At 50.2% G+C, this 23,259-nt stretch carries 19 protein-coding genes, 2 pseudogenes and 1 riboswitch; of the genes and pseudogenes, 8 read left to right on the forward strand and 13 right to left on the reverse strand.

Annotated features, from left to right (window positions below; all coding sequences use genetic code 11):
* Positions 1-7: 7 nt before the first annotated feature.
* The 3 genes from ftsL to mraZ are packed head-to-tail and all read right to left on the reverse strand — an operon-like array spanning position 8 to position 1,727.
* On the reverse strand, positions 8-325 hold the full coding sequence (gene ftsL, locus E2566_RS18050; protein WP_107171044.1) for a cell division protein FtsL: 318 nt from the start codon (positions 323-325) through the stop codon (positions 8-10).
* Entirely contained in the window at positions 322-1,266 is a 945-nt protein-coding gene (gene rsmH, locus E2566_RS18055; protein WP_107171043.1) for a 16S rRNA (cytosine(1402)-N(4))-methyltransferase RsmH, read from the reverse strand. The genes ftsL and rsmH overlap by 4 nt, the downstream gene beginning before the upstream one ends.
* A 2-nt stretch (positions 1,267-1,268) precedes the next feature.
* Positions 1,269-1,727 carry a division/cell wall cluster transcriptional repressor MraZ gene (gene mraZ / locus E2566_RS18060; RefSeq protein ID WP_107171042.1) on the reverse strand — a complete coding sequence of 153 codons (459 nt, stop codon included), beginning with the start codon at positions 1,725-1,727 and terminating at the stop codon, positions 1,269-1,271.
* Positions 1,728-2,617: 890 nt separating this feature from the next.
* Between mraZ and E2566_RS18065 the strand changes: the two genes are divergently transcribed.
* Positions 2,618-3,055, forward strand: coding sequence for an L-alanine exporter AlaE (locus E2566_RS18065; protein ID WP_107171041.1), 438 nt, complete (start codon positions 2,618-2,620; stop codon positions 3,053-3,055).
* Positions 3,056-3,122: 67 nt separating this feature from the next.
* Here the strand turns inward: E2566_RS18065 and cra are convergent, their stop codons facing one another.
* From cra to E2566_RS18085, 4 genes are all read right to left on the reverse strand, one after another.
* Complete coding sequence (gene cra / locus E2566_RS18070) at positions 3,123-4,127, reverse strand: catabolite repressor/activator (RefSeq protein ID WP_107171040.1); 1,005 nt, start codon at positions 4,125-4,127, stop codon at positions 3,123-3,125.
* 267 nt (positions 4,128-4,394) lie between these two features.
* Entirely contained in the window at positions 4,395-4,886 is a 492-nt protein-coding gene (ilvN, locus tag E2566_RS18075) for an acetolactate synthase small subunit (protein WP_165800684.1), read from the reverse strand.
* Positions 4,887-4,888: 2 nt separating this feature from the next.
* Complete coding sequence (ilvI, locus tag E2566_RS18080) at positions 4,889-6,607, reverse strand: acetolactate synthase 3 large subunit (protein ID WP_107171039.1); 1,719 nt, start codon at positions 6,605-6,607, stop codon at positions 4,889-4,891.
* Between the two features lie 486 nt (positions 6,608-7,093).
* On the reverse strand, positions 7,094-8,899 hold the full coding sequence (locus E2566_RS18085) for an AMP-dependent synthetase/ligase (RefSeq protein WP_107169258.1): 1,806 nt from the start codon (positions 8,897-8,899) through the stop codon (positions 7,094-7,096).
* Positions 8,900-9,310: 411 nt separating this feature from the next.
* Here E2566_RS18085 and leuA point away from each other — a divergent pair, with 411 nt between their 5' ends.
* Genes leuA through leuD form a run of 4 tightly spaced genes read left to right on the forward strand, consistent with a single transcriptional unit; the run spans position 9,311 to position 14,019 of the window.
* Complete coding sequence (gene leuA / locus E2566_RS18090) at positions 9,311-10,909, forward strand: 2-isopropylmalate synthase (protein ID WP_107169257.1); 1,599 nt, start codon at positions 9,311-9,313, stop codon at positions 10,907-10,909.
* Entirely contained in the window at positions 10,909-12,000 is a 1,092-nt protein-coding gene (leuB, locus tag E2566_RS18095) for a 3-isopropylmalate dehydrogenase (protein WP_107169256.1), read from the forward strand. Before leuA ends, leuB begins: the two co-directional genes overlap by 1 nt.
* A 2-nt stretch (positions 12,001-12,002) precedes the next feature.
* Complete coding sequence (leuC, locus tag E2566_RS18100; RefSeq protein WP_107169255.1) at positions 12,003-13,403, forward strand: 3-isopropylmalate dehydratase large subunit; 1,401 nt, start codon at positions 12,003-12,005, stop codon at positions 13,401-13,403.
* A gap of 13 nt (positions 13,404-13,416) precedes the next feature.
* Positions 13,417-14,019 (forward strand): 3-isopropylmalate dehydratase small subunit, encoded by a 603-nt coding sequence (leuD, locus tag E2566_RS18105; RefSeq protein ID WP_107169254.1) that lies wholly within the window; start codon positions 13,417-13,419, stop codon positions 14,017-14,019.
* A 252-nt stretch (positions 14,020-14,271) separates the two neighbouring features.
* Here leuD and E2566_RS18110 read toward each other — a convergent pair whose 3' ends face one another.
* The 5 genes and pseudogenes from E2566_RS18110 to E2566_RS18130 all read right to left on the reverse strand — a co-directional run bounded on the left by E2566_RS18110 (position 14,272) and on the right by E2566_RS18130 (position 19,613).
* Positions 14,272-14,583: an AzlD domain-containing protein gene (locus E2566_RS18110; protein ID WP_107169253.1), complete on the reverse strand. Its 312-nt coding sequence runs from the start codon at positions 14,581-14,583 to the stop codon at positions 14,272-14,274.
* A complete protein-coding gene (locus E2566_RS18115; RefSeq protein WP_107169252.1) occupies positions 14,580-15,314 on the reverse strand; it encodes an AzlC family ABC transporter permease in 735 nt (244 codons plus the stop codon). The genes E2566_RS18110 and E2566_RS18115 overlap by 4 nt, the downstream gene beginning before the upstream one ends.
* 183 nt (positions 15,315-15,497) lie before the next feature.
* Positions 15,498-16,334 (reverse strand): AraC family transcriptional regulator, encoded by an 837-nt coding sequence (locus E2566_RS18120; RefSeq protein WP_107169251.1) that lies wholly within the window; start codon positions 16,332-16,334, stop codon positions 15,498-15,500.
* Between the two features lie 215 nt (positions 16,335-16,549).
* Positions 16,550-17,474: pseudogene (locus E2566_RS21910) on the reverse strand (group II intron maturase-specific domain-containing protein).
* A gap of 519 nt (positions 17,475-17,993) precedes the next feature.
* Positions 17,994-19,613: a methyl-accepting chemotaxis protein gene (locus E2566_RS18130; RefSeq protein ID WP_107169169.1), complete on the reverse strand. Its 1,620-nt coding sequence runs from the start codon at positions 19,611-19,613 to the stop codon at positions 17,994-17,996.
* Positions 19,614-20,177: 564 nt separating this feature from the next.
* On the opposite strand from E2566_RS18130, the pseudogene E2566_RS21915 reads away from it, so the two are divergent.
* Both E2566_RS21915 and E2566_RS18140 read left to right on the forward strand, forming a co-directional pair.
* A pseudogene (locus tag E2566_RS21915) lies at positions 20,178-20,404 on the forward strand (hypothetical protein).
* 28 nt (positions 20,405-20,432) lie between these two features.
* Entirely contained in the window at positions 20,433-20,993 is a 561-nt protein-coding gene (locus tag E2566_RS18140) for a helix-turn-helix transcriptional regulator (protein ID WP_107169170.1), read from the forward strand.
* Between the two features lie 185 nt (positions 20,994-21,178).
* On the opposite strand, the gene sgrT is transcribed toward E2566_RS18140, so the two are convergent.
* A complete protein-coding gene (sgrT, locus tag E2566_RS18145; RefSeq protein ID WP_107169171.1) occupies positions 21,179-21,343 on the reverse strand; it encodes a glucose uptake inhibitor SgrT in 165 nt (54 codons plus the stop codon).
* A gap of 90 nt (positions 21,344-21,433) precedes the next feature.
* On the opposite strand from sgrT, the gene sgrR reads away from it, so the two are divergent.
* Complete coding sequence (gene sgrR / locus E2566_RS18150; RefSeq protein WP_107169172.1) at positions 21,434-23,092, forward strand: HTH-type transcriptional regulator SgrR; 1,659 nt, start codon at positions 21,434-21,436, stop codon at positions 23,090-23,092.
* 37 nt (positions 23,093-23,129) lie between these two features.
* A riboswitch (TPP riboswitch) is annotated at positions 23,130-23,226 on the forward strand.
* Positions 23,227-23,259: the final 33 nt, after the last annotated feature.

Consider the following 23,259-nt stretch of genomic DNA (forward strand, 5'->3'; position numbering starts at 1 on the left):
TAGTTCATTACTTAACCACAATGTTTTCCTGTGACGGATCAACATGCCCCATTTGCAGCTTTTCCGTCGCGATCCGCTCAACGCGGCTATGATCCCCTAATGAGTTTTCCTCCAGGATCAGATTTCGCCATTCGATATCCAGCGCATCACGCTCCAGTAGAAGCCGTTCGCGCTCCGCTGTCAGCAAGCGCGTCCGGTGCGCCGTCGTTACGACAAAAACGGCTGAAATCAACACGGCAACCATCAGCAGCACCGGGAGTTTTGCATTGCGTAGCAGATCCTCGCCGATGACGCCGACCAGAGTATGCCGCTCATTACCGATCATGCCGGCAGTCTCTCAGCAAACCGCAGCACGGAACTACGCGCACGCGGGTTTTCTGCAACTTCTTCTTCCGAAGGCATCAGTTTCTTTCCAACAGGCTTTAATGTCTGTCCACCTTGGCTGCGCAGTTGCGCTTCCGTTAGTGGCAGGCCGGCAGGAACCTGTGGTCCACGACTTTGATGACGGATAAACCGTTTTACAATCCGATCTTCTAACGAATGGAAGCTGATCACCGACAGACGTCCCTGCGGAGCCAGTACGCTCAGCGCACCTTCTAACGCACGTTCGATCTCTTCCAGTTCACTATTGATATAAATGCGGATCGCCTGAAAGCTGCGCGTTGCAGGATGTTTATGCTTTTCCCGAACCGGGCTAGCAGCAGCAATCAATTCCGCCAGTTCTTTTGTACGCGTCATCGGCTCAGTACGATTACGTTCCACAATGGCGCGGGCAATACGCTTGGCAAAACGCTCTTCACCGAACGTTTTCAATACCCAGACAATGTCGTCAGCTTCCGCTTTCATCAGCCACTCGGCAGCAGACAAACCGCGCGTCGGGTCCATACGCATATCCAGCGGGCCATCGCGCATAAATGAGAACCCACGCTCAGGGTCATCAAGTTGTGGGGAAGAAACGCCGAGATCGAGCAAAACACCATCGATTTGCCCGGTAAGCCCAAGCTCCTCGACATAATCCGCCATTGCAGAGAACGGCCCATGAATAATGGAGAAACGCGGATCGTTAATCGCCTTGGCTGCTTCAATGGCCTGAGGATCGCGGTCAATAGCTAACAGACGCCCTTCCGGCCCGAGTTGGGAAAGAATGAGACGAGAGTGACCACCACGGCCAAATGTGCCGTCGATGTATGTGCCGCCGCTGCGAATATTCAGGCCATTTACGGCCTCATCCAGCAGGACGGTGGTATGTTTATAATTTTCCAGCATGGCTATAGCGATAGGTCCTGCAACCGCTCAGACAAAGGCTCCTGAGTCGATTGTTCAGCGTCAATATCATCCTTGACCTGTTGATACCAAGTCTGTTCATCCCACAGCTCAAACTTGTTGAACTGCCCGACTAGCATCACTTCTTTTTTAAGGTCCGCATGCTGCCTTAACGTATTCGCAATCAACAAACGCCCTGCACTATCCATTTGACACTCGCTGGCATGCCCCAATAACAAACGCTGCACACGGCGCTCAACGGGGTTCATGCTCGACAAGCGAGACAATTTTTGTTCAATGATTTCCCATTCAGGTAAGGGATAAAGCAGCAGGCATGGCTGATGCAGGTCAATGGTACAAACCATTTGACCTTGCGATTCCTCATTCAGCATTTCCCGGTATCGGGTAGGCACAGCAAGACGCCCTTTACTGTCGAGGTTAACCAGCGTAGCCCCACGAAACATACCTGAGTTACCCCTCCATCACCTTTTTCACCACTTTACCCCACAAAATCCCACCTTTAAGAGTGTACGGAGGGTATGAAAACCTTGTCAAGCCAGAGCGGACGCGCTTTGGGATTATTCCTGAATGAATTTGGGCCAGCATAGAGGTAAAAAGAATAAGGAGTCGGAATTAACAGTGATTAACATCATGATAATTTGAGGAAAATTTGCAGTAAAAAGGGTTCATTGCAAACATATCGCCGCCAACTTCAACATATCGATTATTTTTATTGTCACAACCTGATACCAAAGATAAAAGCTTTCAGAATTGTCTCATTAAGCCGAACACCTTGAATGTCAAGGCTTACCGAATCACGCGGGATCATACCGTGGGTGCAAACATTTGCTCAATGTCACATTTTTAACATCAACGCCATCGATTCTGCATTAATCCGTCGATTTACGCTCATTTACGTCTCTCTACGATGAATACAGGTTCCCACTGAAAGAACAACAGGCTCAGGAATCACGTCGAATAAAATGAACACCAGTACATCCTAAGAAGCCTTAAACAACGGCGTCAAAAGTAACCTTTGTTTATCGGTCATTCCCTCACTTCCTTTAAGGCTTCCACATAATTAACGCGTTGCAGAAACCCCATGGCTCAAAAATAAATTAATGCATTGTTTTTAAATGATTTTAAATTTCATCTCGCGATAAAAAAACGGGAAAATTATTGGATAGACATAAAGTAGCGGAAAAGTATAAAAAACGAACATAAATAAAAACTTTTCACTAATACCAAGCCAATCATTCAGTGATGTAAACTACGCAAATAAAATAAGACATAACAAAAAACCACACAAATAGACTTAAGCAGTTTATCCGACCTAACAATGGAGCACCTAGGTATGTTTTCCCCGACATCACGATTGCGAAGCGTCACCGCTGATACCTTTGCACTCGTTGTCTATTGTTTCATCATCGGCATGGCAATTGAAATTATACTTTCCGGGATGAGCTTCGAGCAGTCGCTGTCTTCACGTCTGCTATCTATCCCCGTCAATATTGCTATTGCCTGGCCGTACGGGCTTTACCGCGATCGCGTGTTGAATATGGCCAAACGTCACGGTGGCAACCATTTCCTGGTGCGCAGCGTTGCTGACCTGTTTGCATATGTTAGCTTTCAATCTCCTGTCTATGCTGCGATTCTCTGGGTTATCGGGGCAAGCCCGGCACAAATTTTGACCGCAGTCACCAGTAATCTGGTGATATCAATGGTGATGGGTGTAACGTACGGCTACTTTCTGGAATATTGTCGTCGGCTATTCCGGGTCGCACTGCCATAAAAATGGATTGAGATCGGATAAAGAAGAGGCGCCATAGCAGTCTATGGCGCAGAAAAGCAGAGGGATATTATGCGCGGCTCAATGAGCCACGGCGGTACAGATTACGTCGAATACGATTCAAGCCAGGCTTCGGCCTTTTCGGTTCATCCAGACTGGCCAACACCAACTCCAGCACACGCTCAGCAACTTCACGATGACGCTGGGCGACAGACAATACTGGGCATTCCAGATAATCCAACAGCTCATTATCCCCAAAGGTCGCGATAGCCAGATTATTCGGCAAACGCCCGTTAACCTTCAGGTTAACGTCCATCACCCCCTGCAATAGTGGGAATGAAGTGGTGAACAACGCATCAGGCATAGGATTATTATTCAAATAATCCATAAACGCAGCAGCAGCAGCCACCCGCTCATAGCTATTGGAATAAAGATAATTCACTTCACGCGGATCGCCCGACCATGCCTGACGGAATCCCTGTTCACGCAGGAAACTGACGGAAAGTTCAGGTAACGCCCCAAGGTAGAGTACCGATTTAGCAGGCACCTTCCTCAATTCCTGCGCCAACATTTCGGCATCTTCAAGGTCGGCCCCGACCACGCTGGTAAAGTGCTCGCGATCTAATGCTCGGTCTAATGCAATAATCGGCAGGCCGCCGTTTATCCAGCGCTGATAAAACGGGTGCTCGGGTGGCAGCGCGGTAGAAACGATAATCGCATCAACTTGCCGCTGTAATAGATGCTCAATACACCGCATCTCGTTATCCGGCTGATCTTCGGAACATGCGATTAATAACTGATATCCGCGCTGTCTGGCCTGGCGCTCCAGATAATTGGCAATGCGCGTATAGCTGGTATTTTCCAGATCGGGAATAACCAGACCAATTGAACGTGTGCGTCCGGCACGTAATCCAGCCGCGACGGCGTTGGGATGATAATTGTGCTCCCTGACGACAGCCATGACTTTCTCAACGGTCTTATCGCTTACGCGATATTGTTTGGCTTTCCCGTTAATGACATAGCTGGCTGTCGTGCGTGAAACACCCGCAAGACGCGCGATTTCATCCAGTTTCACGGTAACCCCTTAGTAGGCCGGAAAATAAATAGGCCGGCTAAATAAATAGTGTGATGACCATAAAATCATCATGGATATGGCGTAGATCTAACAGCAGAAGCTTTTGTACGGCAACTGCTTTTATCACGTTACCCACATATTTCAAGCTGCCATATCAATAATGGACACCTTTTAAGCTGAATATATTGCGTTTATATAAGATAAGGGAAATAAAAAGGCCCGATACGATAATATCGGGCCTCTTAAAGGAAAAAGCTGCGAAGTTGATTAACGCATTATCTTATCGCCGCGCGATACGCCGACAACTCCTGAACGCGCCACCTCAACAATTTCGGCAACTTCACGCACAGCGCTGAGGAATGCATCCAGTTTATCGCTGGTGCCAGCAAGCTGTACGGTATACAGCGAGGCGGTGACATCCACGATCTGCCCGCGGAAAATATCGGCGCAGCGTTTCACTTCTTCACGGCCATAACCTGTAGCCTGTAACTTCACCAGCATGATTTCACGCTCAACGTGCGCGCCCTGCCCCAATTCGCTGACGCGCAGAACATCCACCAGCTTGTGCAGTTGTTTTTCGATCTGTTCCAACACCTTCTCATCGCCTACCGTCTGAATCGTCATACGGGATAGCGTAGGGTCTTCGGTTGGTGCCACCGTCAGACTTTCGATGTTGTAACCACGCTGTGAAAACAGACCGACGACACGTGATAAAGCACCTGATTCATTCTCAAGTAATACTGATAAAATCCGCCGCATGATCAGGTTCTCTCCGTTTTGCTCAACCACATTTCATCCATCGCCCCGCCGCGAATCTGCATGGGGTAAACATGCTCGCTGCTATCGATGTTGATATCAACAAACACCAGACGATCTTTCTGTGCCAGTGCTTGCGACAGCTTACTTTCCAGTTCATCCGGCGTATCGATAGAAATCCCGACGTGACCGTACGCTTCAGCCAGCTTGACGAAATCCGGTAACGATTCCATATAAGAACTGGAATGGCGGCCAGAGTAAATCATGTCCTGCCACTGCTTCACCATACCAAGGAAACGGTTGTTCAGGTTGATCACCACGACCGGCAGATCATATTGCAGTGCCGTAGAAAGCTCCTGAATATTCATCTGAATACTGCCATCGCCCGTCACACAAATGACCGTTTCTTCCGGCAGCGCAAGCTTAATGCCCAACGCAGCAGGCAGGCCAAAGCCCATCGTCCCCAGTCCACCTGAGTTCACCCAGCGACGTGGTAAATCGAAAGGATAATACAGTGCAGCAAACATCTGGTGCTGGCCGACATCCGATGCCACATAGGCTTTACCTTCAGTCAGCCGATGCAGCGTTTCAATCACTGCCTGCGGTTTAATTTTGTCGCTTTCAGTGTCGTATTTCAGACAGTGACGTCCACGCCACTGCTCGATACCCTGCCACCAGTCGCGCAGCGCATCGAACTGCTGCGGTGCGCCATCCTGTTCCAACAACTCCAACATCAGGCTTAGCACTTGTTTGGCATCGCCCACGATAGGGATATCTGCGTTTACCGTTTTAGAAATCGACGCGGGATCGATATCAATATGCAATACCGTCGCATTCGGGCAATATTTCGCCAGATTGTTGGTCGTACGGTCATCGAAACGCACCCCAACGGCAAAAATCACATCGGCGTTATGCATAGCCATGTTGGCTTCGTACGTCCCGTGCATTCCCAGCATGCCGAGGCATTGACGATGCGTTCCCGGGAAGCCGCCCAGCCCCATCAGAGACGTTGTCACGGGCAAATTAAGCTTTTCCGCCAGCGTCAGCAGCTCTTCATGGCACTCCGCGTTAATCACGCCGCCACCGCTGTAGATAATCGGCTTTTCTGCCGCCAGCAGGGTTTGCAACGCACGGCGAATCTGACCTTTGTGCCCTTGAACCGTTGGGCTATAGGAGCGCATGCTGACGCTTTCGGGATAAACATACGGCAGTTTATTTGCCGGATTCATGATGTCTTTGGGTAGATCGACGACTACCGGCCCCGGACGTCCGGTTGATGCCAGATAAAACGCTTTTTTCAGGATCGTCGGAACATCTTCAACTTTCTTGACCAGAAAGCTGTGCTTCACGATAGGGCGGGAAATGCCCACCGTGTCACATTCCTGAAAGGAATCATAGCCAATCAGCGAGGTAGCAACCTGACCGGATAACACCACCATAGGAATGGAGTCCATATACGCCGTCGCAATACCGGTAATGGCATTTGTCGCACCGGGACCGGAGGTAACCAGCACCACACCGACCTCACCCGTCGCGCGCGCATAGCCATCGGCCATATGTACCGCACCTTGCTCATGCCGCACCAAAATATGCTCGATACCGCCAACCGTGTGTAGGGCATCATAAATATCCAACACCGCACCGCCCGGATAACCGAACACATGTTTTACGCCCTGATCGATCAACGATCGGACCACCATTTCGGCGCCTGACAACATCTCCATGGATCTGCCTCTTTTGTTCAGAAAACGGAGCCCGTTTCTGTATTGACCGGGGGAAATCCCCGCGCTCACGTTGTGTTAATACTGTTAACTTTTAGTATATCCCAAATAATTCGAGTTTCAGGAAGGCGGCAAGAGAAGGCATCCCGATGAGCTTACTCAAGTAAGTGATTCGGGTGACTAAACGCAGCCAACGCACATGCAACTTGAAGTATGACGGATAGACAACAATACGAAATATTATAGGGTTGCTAATAACCCATTAACATAACGCCAGATTATGACGCAGACAAACGGCAAAAAACCACCGCTCTTAATCAGGCCTAGGGGAAATCGAACGTGAGTGAAAAAAGAACTGAGATAAAATACTAATCAGAGACCTGTAGACCTGAGAGATCGTCCATGAAGACGGTAAATTACAGAGTGAAATCTTGAGGCCGAAAAACCACATTTCTTTTCAGGAAACGCATTTTTCGGCCGACGACATCATCAAGACTCGGCGTACATCGCATCAATCTCCAGCTGGTAACGCTGATTGATGATCTTCCTGCGCAGCTTGAGCGTTGGCGTCAGTTCCCCTTCAGCCATCGAAAACGGCACAGGCAATAGCGTGAATTTCTTCACCTGCTCAACGCGAGAAAGCTCTTTCTGCATTTCTCGCAGGCGCTGTTCGAACAGCTCAATAATATGGCTGTGACGCAACAGTTCCAGACGATCGTGGTACTTCAGATTAATAGAGTGAGCATATTCTTCCAGCGCCTCGAAACAGGGAACAATCAGCGCAGACACGTACTTACGCGTGTCCGCGATAATCGCAACCTGTTCGATAAAACGATCCTGCCCCAGCGTCCCTTCCAGATGCTGCGGTGCGATATATTTACCGCCCGAGGTTTTCATCAGATCTTTCAATCGCTCGGTAATAAACAGGTTACCGTTGGCATCCAGCTCTCCCGCATCGCCCGTTTTCAGCCAGCCATCTTCGGTAAAAGCGTCCGCGGTTTCTTGCGGACGATGGAAATACCCCCGCATGATGGTCGCCCCGCGCACCTGGATCTCTTTTTCCTCGCCAATACGGACATCAATGCCCGGTAGCGGCGTGCCAATAGAGCCTAAGCGGAAACGGTTTTCTTCCCAGCAGGAAACCGTCGCGCAGGTTTCGGTCATACCATAACCATAAATAATGCGAATCCCGATCGACCGGAAAAACAGAATGATATTGTCATCCAGCCGTGCGCCTGCTGCCGGCATAAAGCGAATTTCGCCGCCCAGAAGCTGGCGCAGTTTCCCTAACACCAGACGGTCGGCATAGTGGTGCATCACGCGACGGAAAAGACCGCCCTTCTTCGCGGTTTGGCTCGCCAGAAAAGCGTGTTGCCCCTGCGTGACAGCCCAGTTGAAGAGCCGCTGGCGATACCACGGCGCCTGCGCCACTTTTTCATGGATGGCGCTATACACTTTTTCATAAAAACGGGGAACGGCACACATCACCGTCGGCTTCACCGCCTGCATTGCCTCACGCACCAGATTTGTGTTGCTGAGATACACGTTCTGCGCGCCGCGGTGCATAATGACAAAGCTCCAGGCGCGCTCAAATACGTGGGAAAGCGGTAAGAAACAGAGCGATACGTCATTTTCTGACATATCCAGACGATCGTCATGCAGCTTAAGCTGCATCGCCATGTTGGTGTAATCCAGCATGACGCCTTTCGGCTCGCCGGTAGTGCCAGAGGTATAAATCAGCGTAAATAGATCGTTGAGATCGCGGCTGTCGATGCGCGTTTGCCATTCATCACGCCAGAAATCGTCTACGGCCTGCGCTTCAAATTCATGCAGGGATTGTGCGATGTCGCTACCGCGCAGGTTAACGCCGTTATCCATCACGATAATGTTTCGCAACTGTGGGCAGGTATCGCGCAGCGCCAGCAGCGCATCCAATTGCTCCTGACCCCCGACGAATATCGTACGAATATCCGCGTCATTGATAATGAACGCCGCCTGTGCCGCCGTATTCGTGGCATAAACTGGCACACTGATTGCGCGCAGGTGCAACAATGCCAGGTCGGCTAGCGACCAATTCATCGAATTGTGAGAGAAAATCGCAACCCGTTCCTGAACATCCACGCCCTGCGCTAAGAGCGCGCTGGCAATGCGCTGAATGCGCTGTCCGGCCTGTGTCCAGGTGAGTTGCTGCTCGCCCGTAGGCGTCCACTCGCGCAGCGCAATACGACCTGCGCAGTGATTGATCCGATCTTGAACCCGGTGCACCACATGGTATGGCTGTAAATGATTAGTCATCTGTAAAAGAATTTATAAGGGAAATGAATGTGACAGCGTTTCAGCGTACAGCTGTATATTATTTGGCGTGCAGTCTACCGCCATTGTTCAAAACCGCAACGATCTTTCGTTCATTCGCCGTGGGCTATCGCTGGTTTACTTGACGCACGTCACATCAATCAAAAGTTGACATAACCCTGATAATCGCGTACCAATAATGCAACACCGAATTTTAGATGACGAGATCCCATGTTCAACTTTGCTGTCCTACTAGGCCTACTACTAAACGCATCCTTCTTGCGCGGTAGGTTTGTGGGCAGAGTTAAGAACTAAGTTTCTCGCCACACGATACAAAAACCCGCGCTGATGCGCGGGTTTTTTTTTACTCGCCGAGCGCCAAGTACAAAGTAGACACGACAAGGAACTAAACCGATGAGCGAGCAAGTCATTATTTTTGATACCACATTACGCGATGGTGAACAGGCTTTACAGGCGAGTTTGAGCGTAAAAGAAAAGCTGCAAATTGCCTTTGCCCTGGAACGTATGGGCGTTGATGTCATGGAAGTCGGCTTTCCCGTGTCATCTCCCGGCGACTTTGAATCCGTTCAGACCATTGCCCGCAACATCAAGAATAGTCGTGTGTGCGGTCTGACCCGCTGTGTCGAAAAGGATATCGATGTCGCCGCAGAAGCACTGCGCGTCGCAGAGGCCTTCCGTATCCACACCTTCATCGCCACCTCACCGATGCACATCTCCACCAAGCTGCGCAGCACGCTGGATGAAGTCATTGAACGCGCTATTTACATGATCAAACGCGCGCGTAACTACACAGACGATGTTGAATTCTCCTGTGAAGATGCAGGCCGCACGCCAATCCCCGATCTGTGTCGCGTGGTCGAAGCTGCAATTAACGCGGGCGCTCGCACCATTAATATCCCGGACACCGTCGGCTACACCATGCCGCATGAGTTCGGCAATATCATCGCTTCACTGTATCAACGTGTCCCCAATATCGATAAAGCCATCATTTCTGTTCACACTCACGACGATCTGGGCTTGGCCGTCGGCAATGCCATGGCGGCGGTTCATGCAGGTGCTCGTCAGGTAGAAGGCACGTTGAACGGTATCGGTGAACGTGCGGGTAACTGCTCACTGGAAGAAGTGATCATGGCGATAAAAACTCGCCATAACCTCCTGAATGTCCACACCAACATCAATCATCAGGAAATCTACCGCACCAGCCAACTGGTCAGCCAGATTTGCAACATGCCTATTCCTGCCAACAAAGCGGTCGTCGGTGCCAACGCCTTCGCCCACTCTTCAGGCATTCATCAGGATGGCGTGCTGAAGAATCGTGAAAACTACGAAATCATGACGCCGGAATCCATCGGGCTGAAAGAAGTGCAGTTGAACCTGACTTCTCGCTCTGGCCGTGCCGCCGTGAAACACCGTATGGAAGAAATGGGCTACCAAGACAGCGATTACAATCTGGACGACTTGTACTCCGCTTTCCTGAAACTGGCAGATAAAAAAGGTCAGGTATTTGATTACGATCTGGAAGCGCTGGCCTTTATCAGCCGTCAGCAGGAAGAACCTGAATTCTACAGTTTGGACTATTTCAGCGTTCAGTCTGGCTCCAGCGTAATGGCAACCGCTTCGGTCAAGCTGATCTGTGGTGAAGAAACCCAGTCAGAAGCCGCAACGGGTAATGGTCCGGTAGATGCCGTTTATCAGGCGATCAACCGCATTACGGGTTATCAGGTTTCGCTGGTTAAATACCAACTGACGGCCAAAGGTCAGGGGCGTGATGCGCTGGGTCAGGTTGATATCGTCGCGGATTATCAGGGCCGTCGTTTCCACGGCGTCGGTTTGGCGACGGATATCGTTGAATCTTCCGCGCAGGCAATGGTAAATGTATTAAACAACATTAAACGTGCTCAGCAGGTAGAAAAAGAAATTCAACGTCTGCAACAGCACAATAACCAACAACAAAACGATAGCAAACAACAAAACAGTCAGGAAACAGTGTGATGACAAAGAGCTACCATATCGCCGTTTTACCCGGAGACGGCATTGGCCCAGAAGTAATGGCGCAGGCCCACAAAGTACTGGATGCGGTGCGTCAGCGTTTTGGTATCCGCATTACCACCAGTGAATACGACGTTGGCGGTATCGCCATTGACCGTCAGGGCACACCATTGCCGCAGGCGACCGTCACGGGCTGCGAGCAGGCCGATGCGATTCTGTTTGGTTCCGTGGGCGGGCCGAAATGGGAACATTTGCCACCCGCAGAGCAACCGGAACGCGGTGCATTATTGCCTTTGCGTAAGCACTTCAAACTGTTCAGCAACCTGCGTCCCGCACGTCTGTATCAAGGACTGGAAGCATTTTGTCCACTGCGTAGCGACATCGCCGCAAAAGGCTTTGATATCCTGTGCGTCCGTGAACTGACGGGTGGGATCTACTTTGGTCAGCCGAAAGGACGCGAAGGTAGCGGTCAGTATGAGCGCGCATTCGATACTGAGGTGTATCACCGTTTCGAGATTGAGCGCATCGCACATATCGCGTTTGAATCTGCCCGTAAACGCCGCAGTATCGTGACTTCCATCGATAAAGCCAACGTGCTGCAAAGCTCTATTTTGTGGCGCGAGATCGTCACAGAAGTCGCTAAAGCCTATCCAGATGTGAAGCTGTCCCATCTGTATATCGATAACGCGACAATGCAGTTAATTAAAGATCCCTCTCAGTTTGACGTGATGCTGTGTTCTAACCTGTTCGGTGACATTCTGTCCGACGAGTGCGCCATGATTACTGGCTCCATGGGTATGCTGCCTTCCGCGAGCTTGAACGAACAAGGCTTTGGTCTGTACGAACCTGCTGGCGGTTCCGCACCGGATATCGCCGGTAAAGACATTGCTAACCCGATCGCACAGATTCTGTCGTTGGCGCTGCTGCTGCGTTACAGTCTGGGTGCAGATGATGCCGCAGAGGCGATCGAAAAAGCCGTCAATACTGCGCTGGCTGAGGGCTACCGCACCGCCGATCTGGCAAGCGCCAGCAACGCGATCGGTACCAGTGAAATGGGCGACGTTATTGCGCGTTTCGTGGCGCAAGGGGCATAACCATGGGTAAGACGTTATATCAAAAACTGTACGACGCACACATCGTTCATGAAGCGCCGAACGAAACACCGCTGCTGTATATCGACAGGCATCTGGTACACGAAGTGACTTCCCCACAGGCATTCGACGGCTTGCGTGCGATGGGCCGCAAGGTTCGTCAGCCGGGGAAAACCTTTGCAACCATGGACCACAACGTATCCACACAGACCAAAGACATCAATGCCAGCGGTGAGATGGCTCGCATTCAGATGCAAGAGTTAATCAAGAACTGTGCGGAATTCGGCGTTCAACTGTATGACCTGAACCACCCGAATCAGGGTATCGTTCACGTTATCGGCCCAGAACAAGGGATGACGCTGCCGGGTATGACCATCGTCTGCGGTGATTCACACACCGCAACGCACGGCGCATTTGGTTCACTGGCTTTCGGTATCGGTACATCAGAAGTGGAACATGTGCTGGCGACGCAAACCCTGAAACAGGGTCGTGCTAAAACCATGAAGATTGAAGTCACCGGTGATGCTGCACACGGCATCACCGCGAAAGATATTGTGCTGGCGATCATCGGTAAAACGGGTAGCGCGGGCGGCACCGGCCATGTGGTTGAATTCTGTGGCAAAGCCATTCGGGCGCTGAGCATGGAAGGCCGTATGACGCTGTGCAACATGGCCATCGAGATGGGGGCGAAGGCAGGTCTGGTTGCACCGGATGAAACCACCTTCAACTATCTGAAAGGCCGCCAATTTGCACCGAAAGACGCCAACTGGGACGCCGCCGTTGCGTACTGGAGCACGCTGAAATCCGATGATGACGCGCAGTTCGACACGATCGTCACACTGGACGCCGCGCAGATTGCACCGCAGGTCACCTGGGGCACCAACCCCGGTCAGGTTATCGCCGTCAATCAGGAAATCCCTAACCCTGATTCTTTCAGCGATCCGGTAGAGCGCGCCTCTGCCGCTAAAGCGCTGGCGTATATGGATCTGCAACCCGGCATTAAATTGACCGACGTGAAGATCGATAAAGTCTTCATTGGTTCTTGTACCAACTCGCGTATCGAAGATTTACGCGCAGCGGCAGAAATCGCCAAAGGGCGTAAAGTCGCGGCTGGCGTTCAGGCCATCGTCGTACCCGGCTCCGGCCCGGTAAAAACCATGGCTGAGCTGGAAGGGCTGGATAAAGTGTTCATCGAAGCAGGTTTTGAGTGGCGCTTACCGGGCTGTTCCATGTGCCTGGCGATGAACAATGACCGCCTGAACCCTGGCGAGCGTTGTGCATCAACCAGTAACCGTAACTTTGAAGGCCGTCAGGGCCGCGCGGGTCGTACCCATTTGGTCAGCCCGGCAATGGCTGCTGCTGCTGCGGTGACGGGTCGCTTTGCCGACGTCCGCGAGTTGAATTAAGAGAGAAACCGACATGGCTAAATTTACTCAACACACAGGTCTGGTGGTTCCTCTGGATGCCGCTAACGTCGATACCGACGCCATTATCCCCAAGCAGTTTCTGCAAAAGGTGACGCGTACCGGTTTCGGCCAACATCTGTTCCACGACTGGCGTTTTCTGGACGACGCCGGCCAACAGCCCAACCCTGAGTTTGTGCTGAACAAGCCACAATACAAAGGGGCAAGCATCCTGCTGGCGCGCGAAAACTTCGGCTGCGGCTCTTCCCGTGAGCACGCGCCGTGGGCGCTGACCGATTACGGCTTCAAAGTCGTTATCGCCCCAAGCTTTGCCGATATCTTCTACGGCAACTCGTTTAACAACCAACTGCTGCCAGTGAAGTTGAGCGACGAAGAAGTAGACGAACTGTTCAAACTGGTTGATGGTCAAGAAGGCATTAACTTCACCGTCGATCTGGAAAATCAGGTCGTTCAGGCAGGCAGCAAAAGCTATCCATTTGAAATCGACAGCTTCCGTCGTCACTGCATGATCAACGGATTAGACAGTATCGGCCTGACGCTGCAACACGAAGCATCGATTACCGAGTATGAAAAGAATCAGCCTGCATTTTTGAACTGATTCAAGATTACAGATAGCCCGAAGCCCGCACACTTCCCTGCGGGCTTCGGGGCTGACAAAGTCCACCTAGCGGCAGTAACGGATAGATCGTAAAGACGCTGTAAACACATCCATGTGCGCTCGGCTTGCGCCATCCATGGCGCAAACGCTTTACTCTTCTATTCCGTTACTCCCGTTTTCGTTCGGCAAATAGGTTTATCAACAGTCTGAGCCCGCACTTTATTGCGGGCTTTTTCTTTTTTAAATTAAGCGCTAAAGCAAGGCGGCAATCATATAGAAAGCCAGCATACTCAAGAGCACCGCGACTACTATATTTCTGATAAAGAATGAAATCACGACACTCACTATCGCGCCGAGAAAATACGGGTTATCAGGAAAGGCGCGAATCACGCCGTGTTCCATTAAAATAATCGGCCCACAAATCGCGGTGAGTAAACATGGCGCAGAATACTTTAATGCACGATGCAGTAAAACGGGGATTTTTACCGGCACGGCGGGTTCGAGGAAAATATAACGATTAAAAAATACGATCCCCGCCAGAACGAATATCAATAACCAACTCATTTTTCTTCCTTAAGCACGGACGCAATGAATACAGAGAAAAACATACCACCGACACCAGCAATAGCGATGGCACCTTCTATCTTGAAATAGGTCAATAGCATTGAAAGAAATAGAGAGAACAGAACACCAGAAAAGGTACTGATCTTTTTTATCATCGGTACAACGATGGTAATGAACGTAGCCACGATAGAGTAATCAAGGTGATACTTATCCAAATCGGGTACAGATGACGCCATGACCACGCCAAGAATACTGAAGATATTCCAAAAAATATAAAAGGTGAAACCCGCACCAATTAAATAGCTGGTACTAACGTTGTTCTTTCTATCTTTCTTTTCACTCAGCGCAAAAAGCTCATCTGACAATAAAAAACCGATAGGCAGCCGTTTTCTTAATCTCAAGGTTGAAACATATTCCCGCAGCGTCAGGCCATATATCAGGTGCTGTGCGGTGATAAAGAAAACAGAGATTAATAGCGTCGCGACATTCGCCCCAGACATGAGCAATCCTAGCGAGACTAATTGCGCAGCTCCCGCAAAAATAATCGCGGACATCCCGATACTTTGCCCGACAGATAATCCCGATTGGATAGCCATAGAACCAGCGAGAATTCCCCATGGCACCACGGACAAACAGAGCGGAAGCATTTCAACCACGCCGGTCATAAAATGCTTCCACGGGCTAATCGTATCTTTTGATTCCGACGATGAACGGGCTACGGTGTTTTCCATATAACATTGCGCTACCATAAATAAATCGATAGCGGAAAACTAACAGAACGGTTTTTAACAGTATTGGATAAATTTGCTGTGACTCGGAATAGAGAACGAGCCTATTAATATCCTAAATAATTCGAGTTTCAGGACAAAACGTTAACGTTTTGAACAACGCACAGGCAACTTGAAGTAGACGGGTTATACGTTGCCTTTAGCAAACTCGCCCGGCGTCAGCCCCAACGAATTTTTGAAATGACGGTGGAAGTGGCTCTGATCGGTAAAACCACACTGTACCGAAACATCAAGAATCGTGTTGCCTTTACGCAGTAGATCTTTCGCCTTACGCAAGCGCGCTTGAATCAAATAAGCGTGGGGTGTGATACCGACAACGGCCTTAAACTGCCGTAAGAAGTGCCATACGCTAAGCTCGGCAAGTTCTGCCAGTTCAACAAGGGCGAGTTCTCTCTCAGGATAGCCGTCCATAAACGCTTTAACATTCAATATATTTTGGGTCGAAACAGGTAGCGTCTGTGGCGTAAGACGAGTCTTGCTATAGCGCATCGTCAGCCAGGTTAATGACGACAACAGCAGCGTTTCTTTCAATAGCATATTGCCCGGCTGAGCAAGCATATTGAAGGTCATGAGCAGTTGTTCCGCCAATCCTGGATCGTGCACCACAGCGTCAGGAAACCACGGAATGGAATCCTTTTCGCGTTGAAGATCCTGATTAATTGAGCGAAAAAGGTCAGGATGAGGATAAATGGCTCGATAGGCCCAGCCGGTTTCTACCTCGGAACTTCCCGTATGCACATCGTCTGCATTCACCAAAATGATGTCACCTTTAGGCGCAACGTGCTCCGCACCAGAGCGATAAAAGCGCTGAGCGCCCTGTTCAATCACGCTGATGCAATAGGTATCATGAACATGACGAGGAAAGCGTTGCTGGTAGTACTGCGCCTGCAACATATCCAGACCACCGAGTGCCTCCAGGTGTCTGAAATTTGTCTGCTCTTGCGCAACCAGCTTTTTATGCACGCGTTAACCCTCTTGTCATTTGTACAAAATTGCTCAGGCAGAGAAGAAAAATAAGCGATCTTCATCATCCAGAAACGGTGTACCTGTTTCACTGATTCTATCAGAAACGGATTAACATCCCCATGCTGGAAAAAAACAGATCGAGTAGGAGGCGGGATCGCTCCCGCCGTCCTCTCACACCACCGTACGTACGGTTCCGTATACGGCGGTTCAGGTTAACTCTGGAACTGCCTGTGTTCTTCGAGTAGTGATAGCAAGCCCGCCTTCCTTAGCCACGAGACTTTAATCGCTTGATTCATATGCCTCGCTCCCGCGTTCCACCACGCTCCTCGTTGGTTGCTCGCTGAACGCCACGCCCTTTCTTCCGTTAAACCCGCTTGCATTAACTTCTTCGCTCGCGTGCCTGGACGCTTCCATTGCCGCCACAGCAGGCAACGCAACTTCCTGTTTATCCCGCTATCTATTTCCTCCAGTACCCCTTTCACCTCGGTGTATCGGAAGTAACTTATCCAGCCTCTGAGGAGCGGTTTCAGTTTATTGATGACACTCTGGATTGACGCCGAGTTATGCCCTGTCGTCAGACTGCGCAGCTTTTCCTTTAACCTCGCTACACTACTGCCTGCCACTTTTAAGCGAACCTGTTTGTGCCTGACGCACTGCCTGCCATGCGTTGCGTGCCGGGCGGAAGCCATAACTGGAATTTGAGAAGGTCGGGTCGACGATAGCGCTCAGCTTCTGCGCTATCGCTTGTTGGATAAGTCTGTCTGCTACCGTCGGGATACCTAATGTTCTCACGCCGCCATCTGGCTTTGGGATGTCCATTTTACGTATCGCGCGGGGCGGATAATGTCCTGTCATCAATGCACTTTTGATGCTTGCCCAGTTTTCTTTCAGCCACGGCTTTAACGCTGACACGCTGAGATTATCTACCCTGCCGCACCTTTGTTTTCCACCACGCGCTGATAGGCCAGCATCATATTGGCTCTCTGTCACCGTTTCGATTGTCAACGGCACTTCCGCTTTCGTTCGCCCACTGACCGCCGTGTCGATTTCAGCACCACTACGTTGCGCTCGCGGATTCTGTCCGCAGCCCTGACTGATGGCGGCAATGTTCTGCCCTTGTGCATCATTAATCGACATCGAGTATCCGTGTCCTAATTACGGTTAACCTGTTCAGCCCTTCGTGCTCCTGGTCAATGAGTACTACTACGGCGTCGGCTGACTTCTGACATTCCCTCCCAACACCTCTCGATATTGGTAGCACAGTGGCAGAATGGCAGAGCTCCCGAGGTAATTCGCGTGACCTTCCTGCATATGTCTGTCGGCTCTACGTCACAGCGTTCCGTGTAAGTATTGGGCGTTGACGATATCGGCCGCCTTACCCCGCTGTGCCGCCTGAACCGCTTCCTGTTCGTCAGACCCGCATTTTGCTTTCAGCTTCCTTCAGATTTCACCTCACGGTGAACACCCTTGCCGTTCAGCTAACACTTCCCCTTACCGGGTGTGTAGAGGACTTGCACCTCCAAGTCGTCTGTTAACCACCACAGTCAACAGACAGCGCCTGTCAAGGCACTACGCGCCATGCTCGGCGCACCGAAAAAAAGCCAGCGACAACGTCGCTGGCCATCAATGGTACTTTCTTTTTTTACCGTCAGGGGGCTACATCAGGTGAAAACGGGACACGCCAAGATTTAACCGCTCAGCCTGCTGCTCCAGAGATGCGGCTGATGAGGAGGCCTCCAACACCAGCGTCGCATTTTGTTGCGTGACCCGATCCATTTCTGATATTGCTAACGACACCTGATTGATACCGCTGCTTTGCTCATCGGAAGCCAGCGCGATCTCATTCATGATTCGGGTAACGTTATTAATTTCAGCGACAATCTCAGCCATCGCTTTACCCGCTTCAGATGCCAGCGTCGTACCTTCTGTTACTCTGGTTTCGGATTCTTTAATCAACGCGGCAATTTCCGTTGCGGCGTTAGCCGAACGCTGTGCCAGGCTACGCACTTCTCCTGCCACCACCGCGAATCCTTTGCCCTGCTCGCCTGCTCTGGCTGCTTCAACTGCCGCATTCAGCGCTAGAATATTAGTCTGGAATGCAATCCCATTAATGAGCGCGATAATCTCAGAGATTTTGTCTGAACTCTTGGCAATACCAGCCATAGAATCCACCACCTGTTCAACAATATTGCCACCGTTTACGGCCTTGGAAGACGTCTCCGTCGCTACCTCACTGGCATGATGCGCATTATCGGTATTCTGCTTCACCGCTGCGGTAAGTTGCTCCATGCTGGCTGCTGTTTCCGCCAGTGCCGCAGCCTGCTGTTCCGTTCGAGCGGATAAGTCTGTGTTACCAACGGCGATTTTCGTCGAACTACTATGGATCGACTCCGCACTATCACGCACCGATCCAACCGTTTCGGAGAGTGAATCCTGCATTTGCTGGATATTTCCCCCCAAAATGCCGATTTCATTTCTTCCCACATCCACGCTCGTGCGCGTCAAATCCCCCTGCGCGATAGCCTGTATGCGCGACACCCAATACTGCACTGGATTAATAATGACCCGACGAATTAATAAGAACGTCATACCAGTTAGCACAATGGCAAGAATAAACGCCCCTGTCATCAGCGTATATCCCAACGTTGAATGTCTTTCGGCCGTCACATTAATATTTTTTGCCATCTCAACCCGATAAAGATAAGACGCTTTCAGCGGTACGTCATACTCATCGTCCAGCTTAGACAGGGTTGTCGACTCAAACGCATTGAGTTCGTCAACATTGCCCCGTTTCGCGATATCAAACATGGGCTTGATACCCCGCTCAACATAATCGCTATAACGCGCTTTCAATTCATTATCACGTGCTTGTTCAACGTCAGCGCGAACCGCTCTATTTTGATATCCGTTAAACATTTGTTGCGACATCATCAGCCGTTCTTCGGCGGCTTTCATACTGGCGTTGTAATTGTTCGTAAGGCCATTATGTAAGTGGTTCACGGCATGCAACAGATTCATACGTGCCGCACGCATATGATTCGCGCTATCAACTAACTCCATCCGGACGTTCAATTCCAGCGTTGATTCATTTAATGACAATTCCGCTTGCTTCAAAAAATAGGACGACGTCGCCACAGCCAGAGCGAAGAGCAATAAAACACCAGAAAAAACAACAACAAAGAGAGGCGTCAGCTTAATGTTATGTACCCCAGGGGTGGACTGCCAGGATTCTGGCTTTTCGTAAAGCGCTATTGACTGATACGGTACATCGCTCATTTTTACATCCGTCGAGTTATTCAGAAGGTTGCTGTGAAGTAAATTTCAGGTAAGCAAGAAAAAATAAAACGCCACTACATGTTACATATTAATTAAAGATTGTGATAATCTGCGTTAAATGCAAGAAAAAAAATAGTAACCCATGAAAAATAATTTTATCAATAAGATCACCATCACGAAAAAACGTCATTTTAACGATAATTTCTTCAATTAAAAATCATTCATAACATGAACTATTACATAGAGTTAGTGAATAATCCGAATTAAGACTTTTGCGTTACAGCATCTTATTAGTATAGAAACACATTCATAGAATTGTTTAATTTTAATGACAATAGATTTCACCCTAACATTCAATATTGGGTATTAAACGTTACGTTAGTAATATCTGAATACGGTTCTCTGAAATGTATTCTTCCTCTTCCTTTCAACCTGCTTTTGCGAAGCCACACGCAGGCTCGCCACGCCATTCAATAGCCAGTGAAATAAGCGGGTATATTTCATTCTTGATCAACACCAATGTTGACACTCGTCAACAAACAAACATACCATGACCGTATATAGATGAAAAAACACCCAAACAAGCATATTCAGGCAGCCATTGAATATGCATTAGCGCAGGGCTGGCGTTTTATCCCAGCAACGGGCATGCATTTGGCAGGCTTATCTGCGGCACGCCGGACCACAGCACTCATATGATGAGCATTTGGTCCACGCCATCAATCCCGGAAAATCATGCAAAGCAGATCCGCCGTAACGTCGATAACTGCCTGACAATACTGAAAAAATAAAAGATATATACGGCTTACCGAGGAATTTATGACAACGTATCACTTTTCTCTCACGCTAGCGGGCGTTTGCGCAGATACGGCTGGGCTGGAAGATGCACTTTTTGCCAGCGGCTGCGACGACGCGTTGATCTGCTTCTATGGCAGCGCCGTCTATCTCGAATTTGATCGAGAAAGCCCCCGTTTTTCTACCGCGGTCATCAGCGCTATTCATGACATCGAGTCAGCAGGTATCCAGGCCAGAGTCCACTCCGTTGATGCAGTCTGGGTTGGGATCAGTGATATCGCAGCCTTGTCTACGATGTCGCGTCAGGCGATTGCGCTTCTCAAAGATGGAAAACGTGGCGCAGGCGATTTCCCCTCCCCAGTCCAACGTTTACGCGGCACATCACCGCTGTGGGAGTGGAGCGATGTCGCAGACTGGCTGGCCAAACAAAAAAAAATCCCACAATCGTTAGCCGACAACGCTCGGGAGCTTGCCACGATTAATCTGGCCTTACAGATACGAAATGCCCGCCAACAGGATGAATTAGCACGCTATTGTGCACTGCTCAGCGAAGGTAAGCCATTACGTGAACAAGTCATTACGTGAACCGCGCCGCTGATGCCACTTCGTCACGCAAGCTCTCCGCAATAGCCAAAAAATGACGCGACGATCCGTAGTAGGGTGGCAGGTAAACGCCATAAAAAAAGCCAGCGAGAAAACTCGCTGGCTGGTGAAACATCACCATTACTCAGAATACATTGTTTTACTCAGAATACGTTTCCTCACACCACCTAGAGCCAATGACGATACTCTTCATCAGACATTTCGTTTAGGTGCCACTGCGTCGCCTGCTGCAATAAGGCAACGCGCTGCTGGGTAGACATCCATCGCAACCACTTCGCTTTACACGTCGATAGATAGGTTCGATAGAACTGGGACAAACGGGAAATTGTCATGATCCACCTCCTCTCTTTCCTTGCTAGAAAGTATCGACGTAATATAGGGAAAGATAAATTGATGACTTTAGTGTAGGGAGTTCCTCTTTTATGTCTTCCCCTCGATTGCAACAACAGTTCATCCGCCTGTGGCAACACTTTCAGGGGCAAACCACCGATACCACGCTGCAAGAGCTAACCGGGGTGTTGAACTGCTCACGCCGCCACATCCGTTCGTTATTGAACGCAATGCAACAAGAAGGCTGGCTCATCTGGCAGGCAGAGGCCGGGCGAGGAAAACGTTCACAGCTCTCCTTTGTCTATACCGGATTAGCGCTACAGCAACAGCGTGCCGAAGATTTACTGGAACAGGATCGTATTGAGCAGTTGGTGCAGTTGGTGGGTGACAAAGAAGCGGTGCGCCAGATGCTACTCGCCCACCTTGGGCGAAGTTTCCGGCAAGGGAAGCATATTCTGCGCATCCTCTATTACCGCCCGTTACGCAATTTATTACCCAGTTCAGCACTACGACGCTCAGAAATGCACATTGCGAGGCAAATATTCAGCGGACTGACCAATATAAATGAGGAAAATGGGGAACTGAAACCCGATCTAGCTCATCACTGGCAGAGCCTATCTCCTCTGCACTGGCGCTTTTATCTGCGTCCAGCCATCCGCTTCCATCACGGTCGTGAACTCACGATGGATGACATCACCCTATCGTTATCGCGCCTCGCGCCGCTTCCGCTCTTCTCACATATCGAAGCCGTGACCTCACCGATGCCGTTTGTGATTGATATCCGCTTACGCAGCCCAGATAAGTGGTTGCCGTGGCTTTTGGCCAGCGTGCATGCCATGATCCTGCCGCAAGAGTGGCAAACACTGCCGAATTTCGCCCAACACCCGATTGGCACCGGCCCTTACGCCGTGGTGCGCAATAACAGCAGCCAATTGAAGATCCGCGCTTTCGATGACTATTTTGGCTATCGAGCGCTGATTGATGAGGTCAACATCTGGGTCTTGCCGGACGAACCGGAGGAAATGCCCGTCTCCGTCCAATTCCAGTCAGACAATTCTCGTCACGAACAGTTGGAAAGCCGGATGGAAGAAGGCGGTTATTTCCTGTTGTTCGACAAACGTTCACCGCTGAACAAGCGCCCAGAGGCTCAGCAATGGCTCAGGCAGGTATTTAATCCTATTTCGCTGCTCAACCACGCCAATATCAGCAACCAACGCGATTGGTCGCCAGCCTATAGCCTGCTGCCGCGCTGGCATCACCATCACCCTGACACGCCACAGTCGATGCCAAAAGGGCTGACCGACGTCACGCTCACGTTCTATCAGGAGCACCCAGAGTACCGGATATTAAGCGAGATTATGCGCACGCTGCTGGCGCAACAGGGTGTCACTCTACATGTTCAGACCATCAGCTACGAAGATTGGTATCAGGGCAATGCCGAAAGCGATATCTGGTTTGGTAGCCTGAATTGTTATCTGCCGCTCGAATTCTCTCTGTTCGCCATGCTCTATGAGCTGCCGCTGGTGCAACATTGTCTGAACGACGACCTGGATACCGACGCACAACAGTGGCGTAATCACTCGCTCCCAATGGCAGAATGGAGTGAAAAACTCATCAAAAGCGGGCAACTGCATCCGTTATTGCATCACTGGCTGCAACTTCAAGGGCAGCGCAGCATGCGCGGCGTCAGAATGAATATGCTGGGCTGGTTTGATTTTAAATCCGCGTGGTTTGCGCCGCCGGAACGCTGAGAGCCTTTCACTGCCGGACTTAACCCTTTACAATGAGCCGTTCTCAACGGGGTGCGGAAAATTTTTCGCTGAGAAGATACCCGTCGAACCTGATCCGGTTAATACCGGCGAAGGGATTTGAGAGTGCGGCTTATGCTGCCTCGAAGTCCTTTGCCACCCTATGATTC

Origin of the sequence: Pectobacterium punjabense, assembly GCF_012427845.1 — a bacterium.
Taxonomy (GTDB): Bacteria; Pseudomonadota; Gammaproteobacteria; order Enterobacterales; family Enterobacteriaceae; genus Pectobacterium; species Pectobacterium punjabense.

Coding starts and splice junctions, on each gene's coding strand:
- mraZ (WP_107171042.1), bottom strand. CDS start 1,727: ATGTTTCGTGGGGCTACGCTGGTTAACCTCGACAGTAAAGGGCGTCTT.
- leuA (WP_107169257.1), top strand. CDS start 9,311: ATGAGCGAGCAAGTCATTATTTTTGATACCACATTACGCGATGGTGAA.
- E2566_RS18130 (WP_107169169.1), bottom strand. CDS start 19,613: ATGAGCGATGTACCGTATCAGTCAATAGCGCTTTACGAAAAGCCAGAA.
- E2566_RS18140 (WP_107169170.1), top strand. CDS start 20,433: ATGACAACGTATCACTTTTCTCTCACGCTAGCGGGCGTTTGCGCAGAT.
- leuD (WP_107169254.1), top strand. CDS start 13,417: ATGGCTAAATTTACTCAACACACAGGTCTGGTGGTTCCTCTGGATGCC.
- sgrR (WP_107169172.1), top strand. CDS start 21,434: ATGTCTTCCCCTCGATTGCAACAACAGTTCATCCGCCTGTGGCAACAC.
- ilvN (WP_165800684.1), bottom strand. CDS start 4,886: ATGCGGCGGATTTTATCAGTATTACTTGAGAATGAATCAGGTGCTTTA.
- ilvI (WP_107171039.1), bottom strand. CDS start 6,607: ATGGAGATGTTGTCAGGCGCCGAAATGGTGGTCCGATCGTTGATCGAT.
- ftsL (WP_107171044.1), bottom strand. CDS start 325: ATGATCGGTAATGAGCGGCATACTCTGGTCGGCGTCATCGGCGAGGAT.
- E2566_RS18110 (WP_107169253.1), bottom strand. CDS start 14,583: ATGAGTTGGTTATTGATATTCGTTCTGGCGGGGATCGTATTTTTTAAT.
- leuC (WP_107169255.1), top strand. CDS start 12,003: ATGGGTAAGACGTTATATCAAAAACTGTACGACGCACACATCGTTCAT.
- leuB (WP_107169256.1), top strand. CDS start 10,909: ATGACAAAGAGCTACCATATCGCCGTTTTACCCGGAGACGGCATTGGC.
- rsmH (WP_107171043.1), bottom strand. CDS start 1,266: ATGCTGGAAAATTATAAACATACCACCGTCCTGCTGGATGAGGCCGTA.
- E2566_RS18065 (WP_107171041.1), top strand. CDS start 2,618: ATGTTTTCCCCGACATCACGATTGCGAAGCGTCACCGCTGATACCTTT.
- E2566_RS18115 (WP_107169252.1), bottom strand. CDS start 15,314: ATGGAAAACACCGTAGCCCGTTCATCGTCGGAATCAAAAGATACGATT.
- sgrT (WP_107169171.1), bottom strand. CDS start 21,343: ATGACAATTTCCCGTTTGTCCCAGTTCTATCGAACCTATCTATCGACG.
- E2566_RS18085 (WP_107169258.1), bottom strand. CDS start 8,899: ATGACTAATCATTTACAGCCATACCATGTGGTGCACCGGGTTCAAGAT.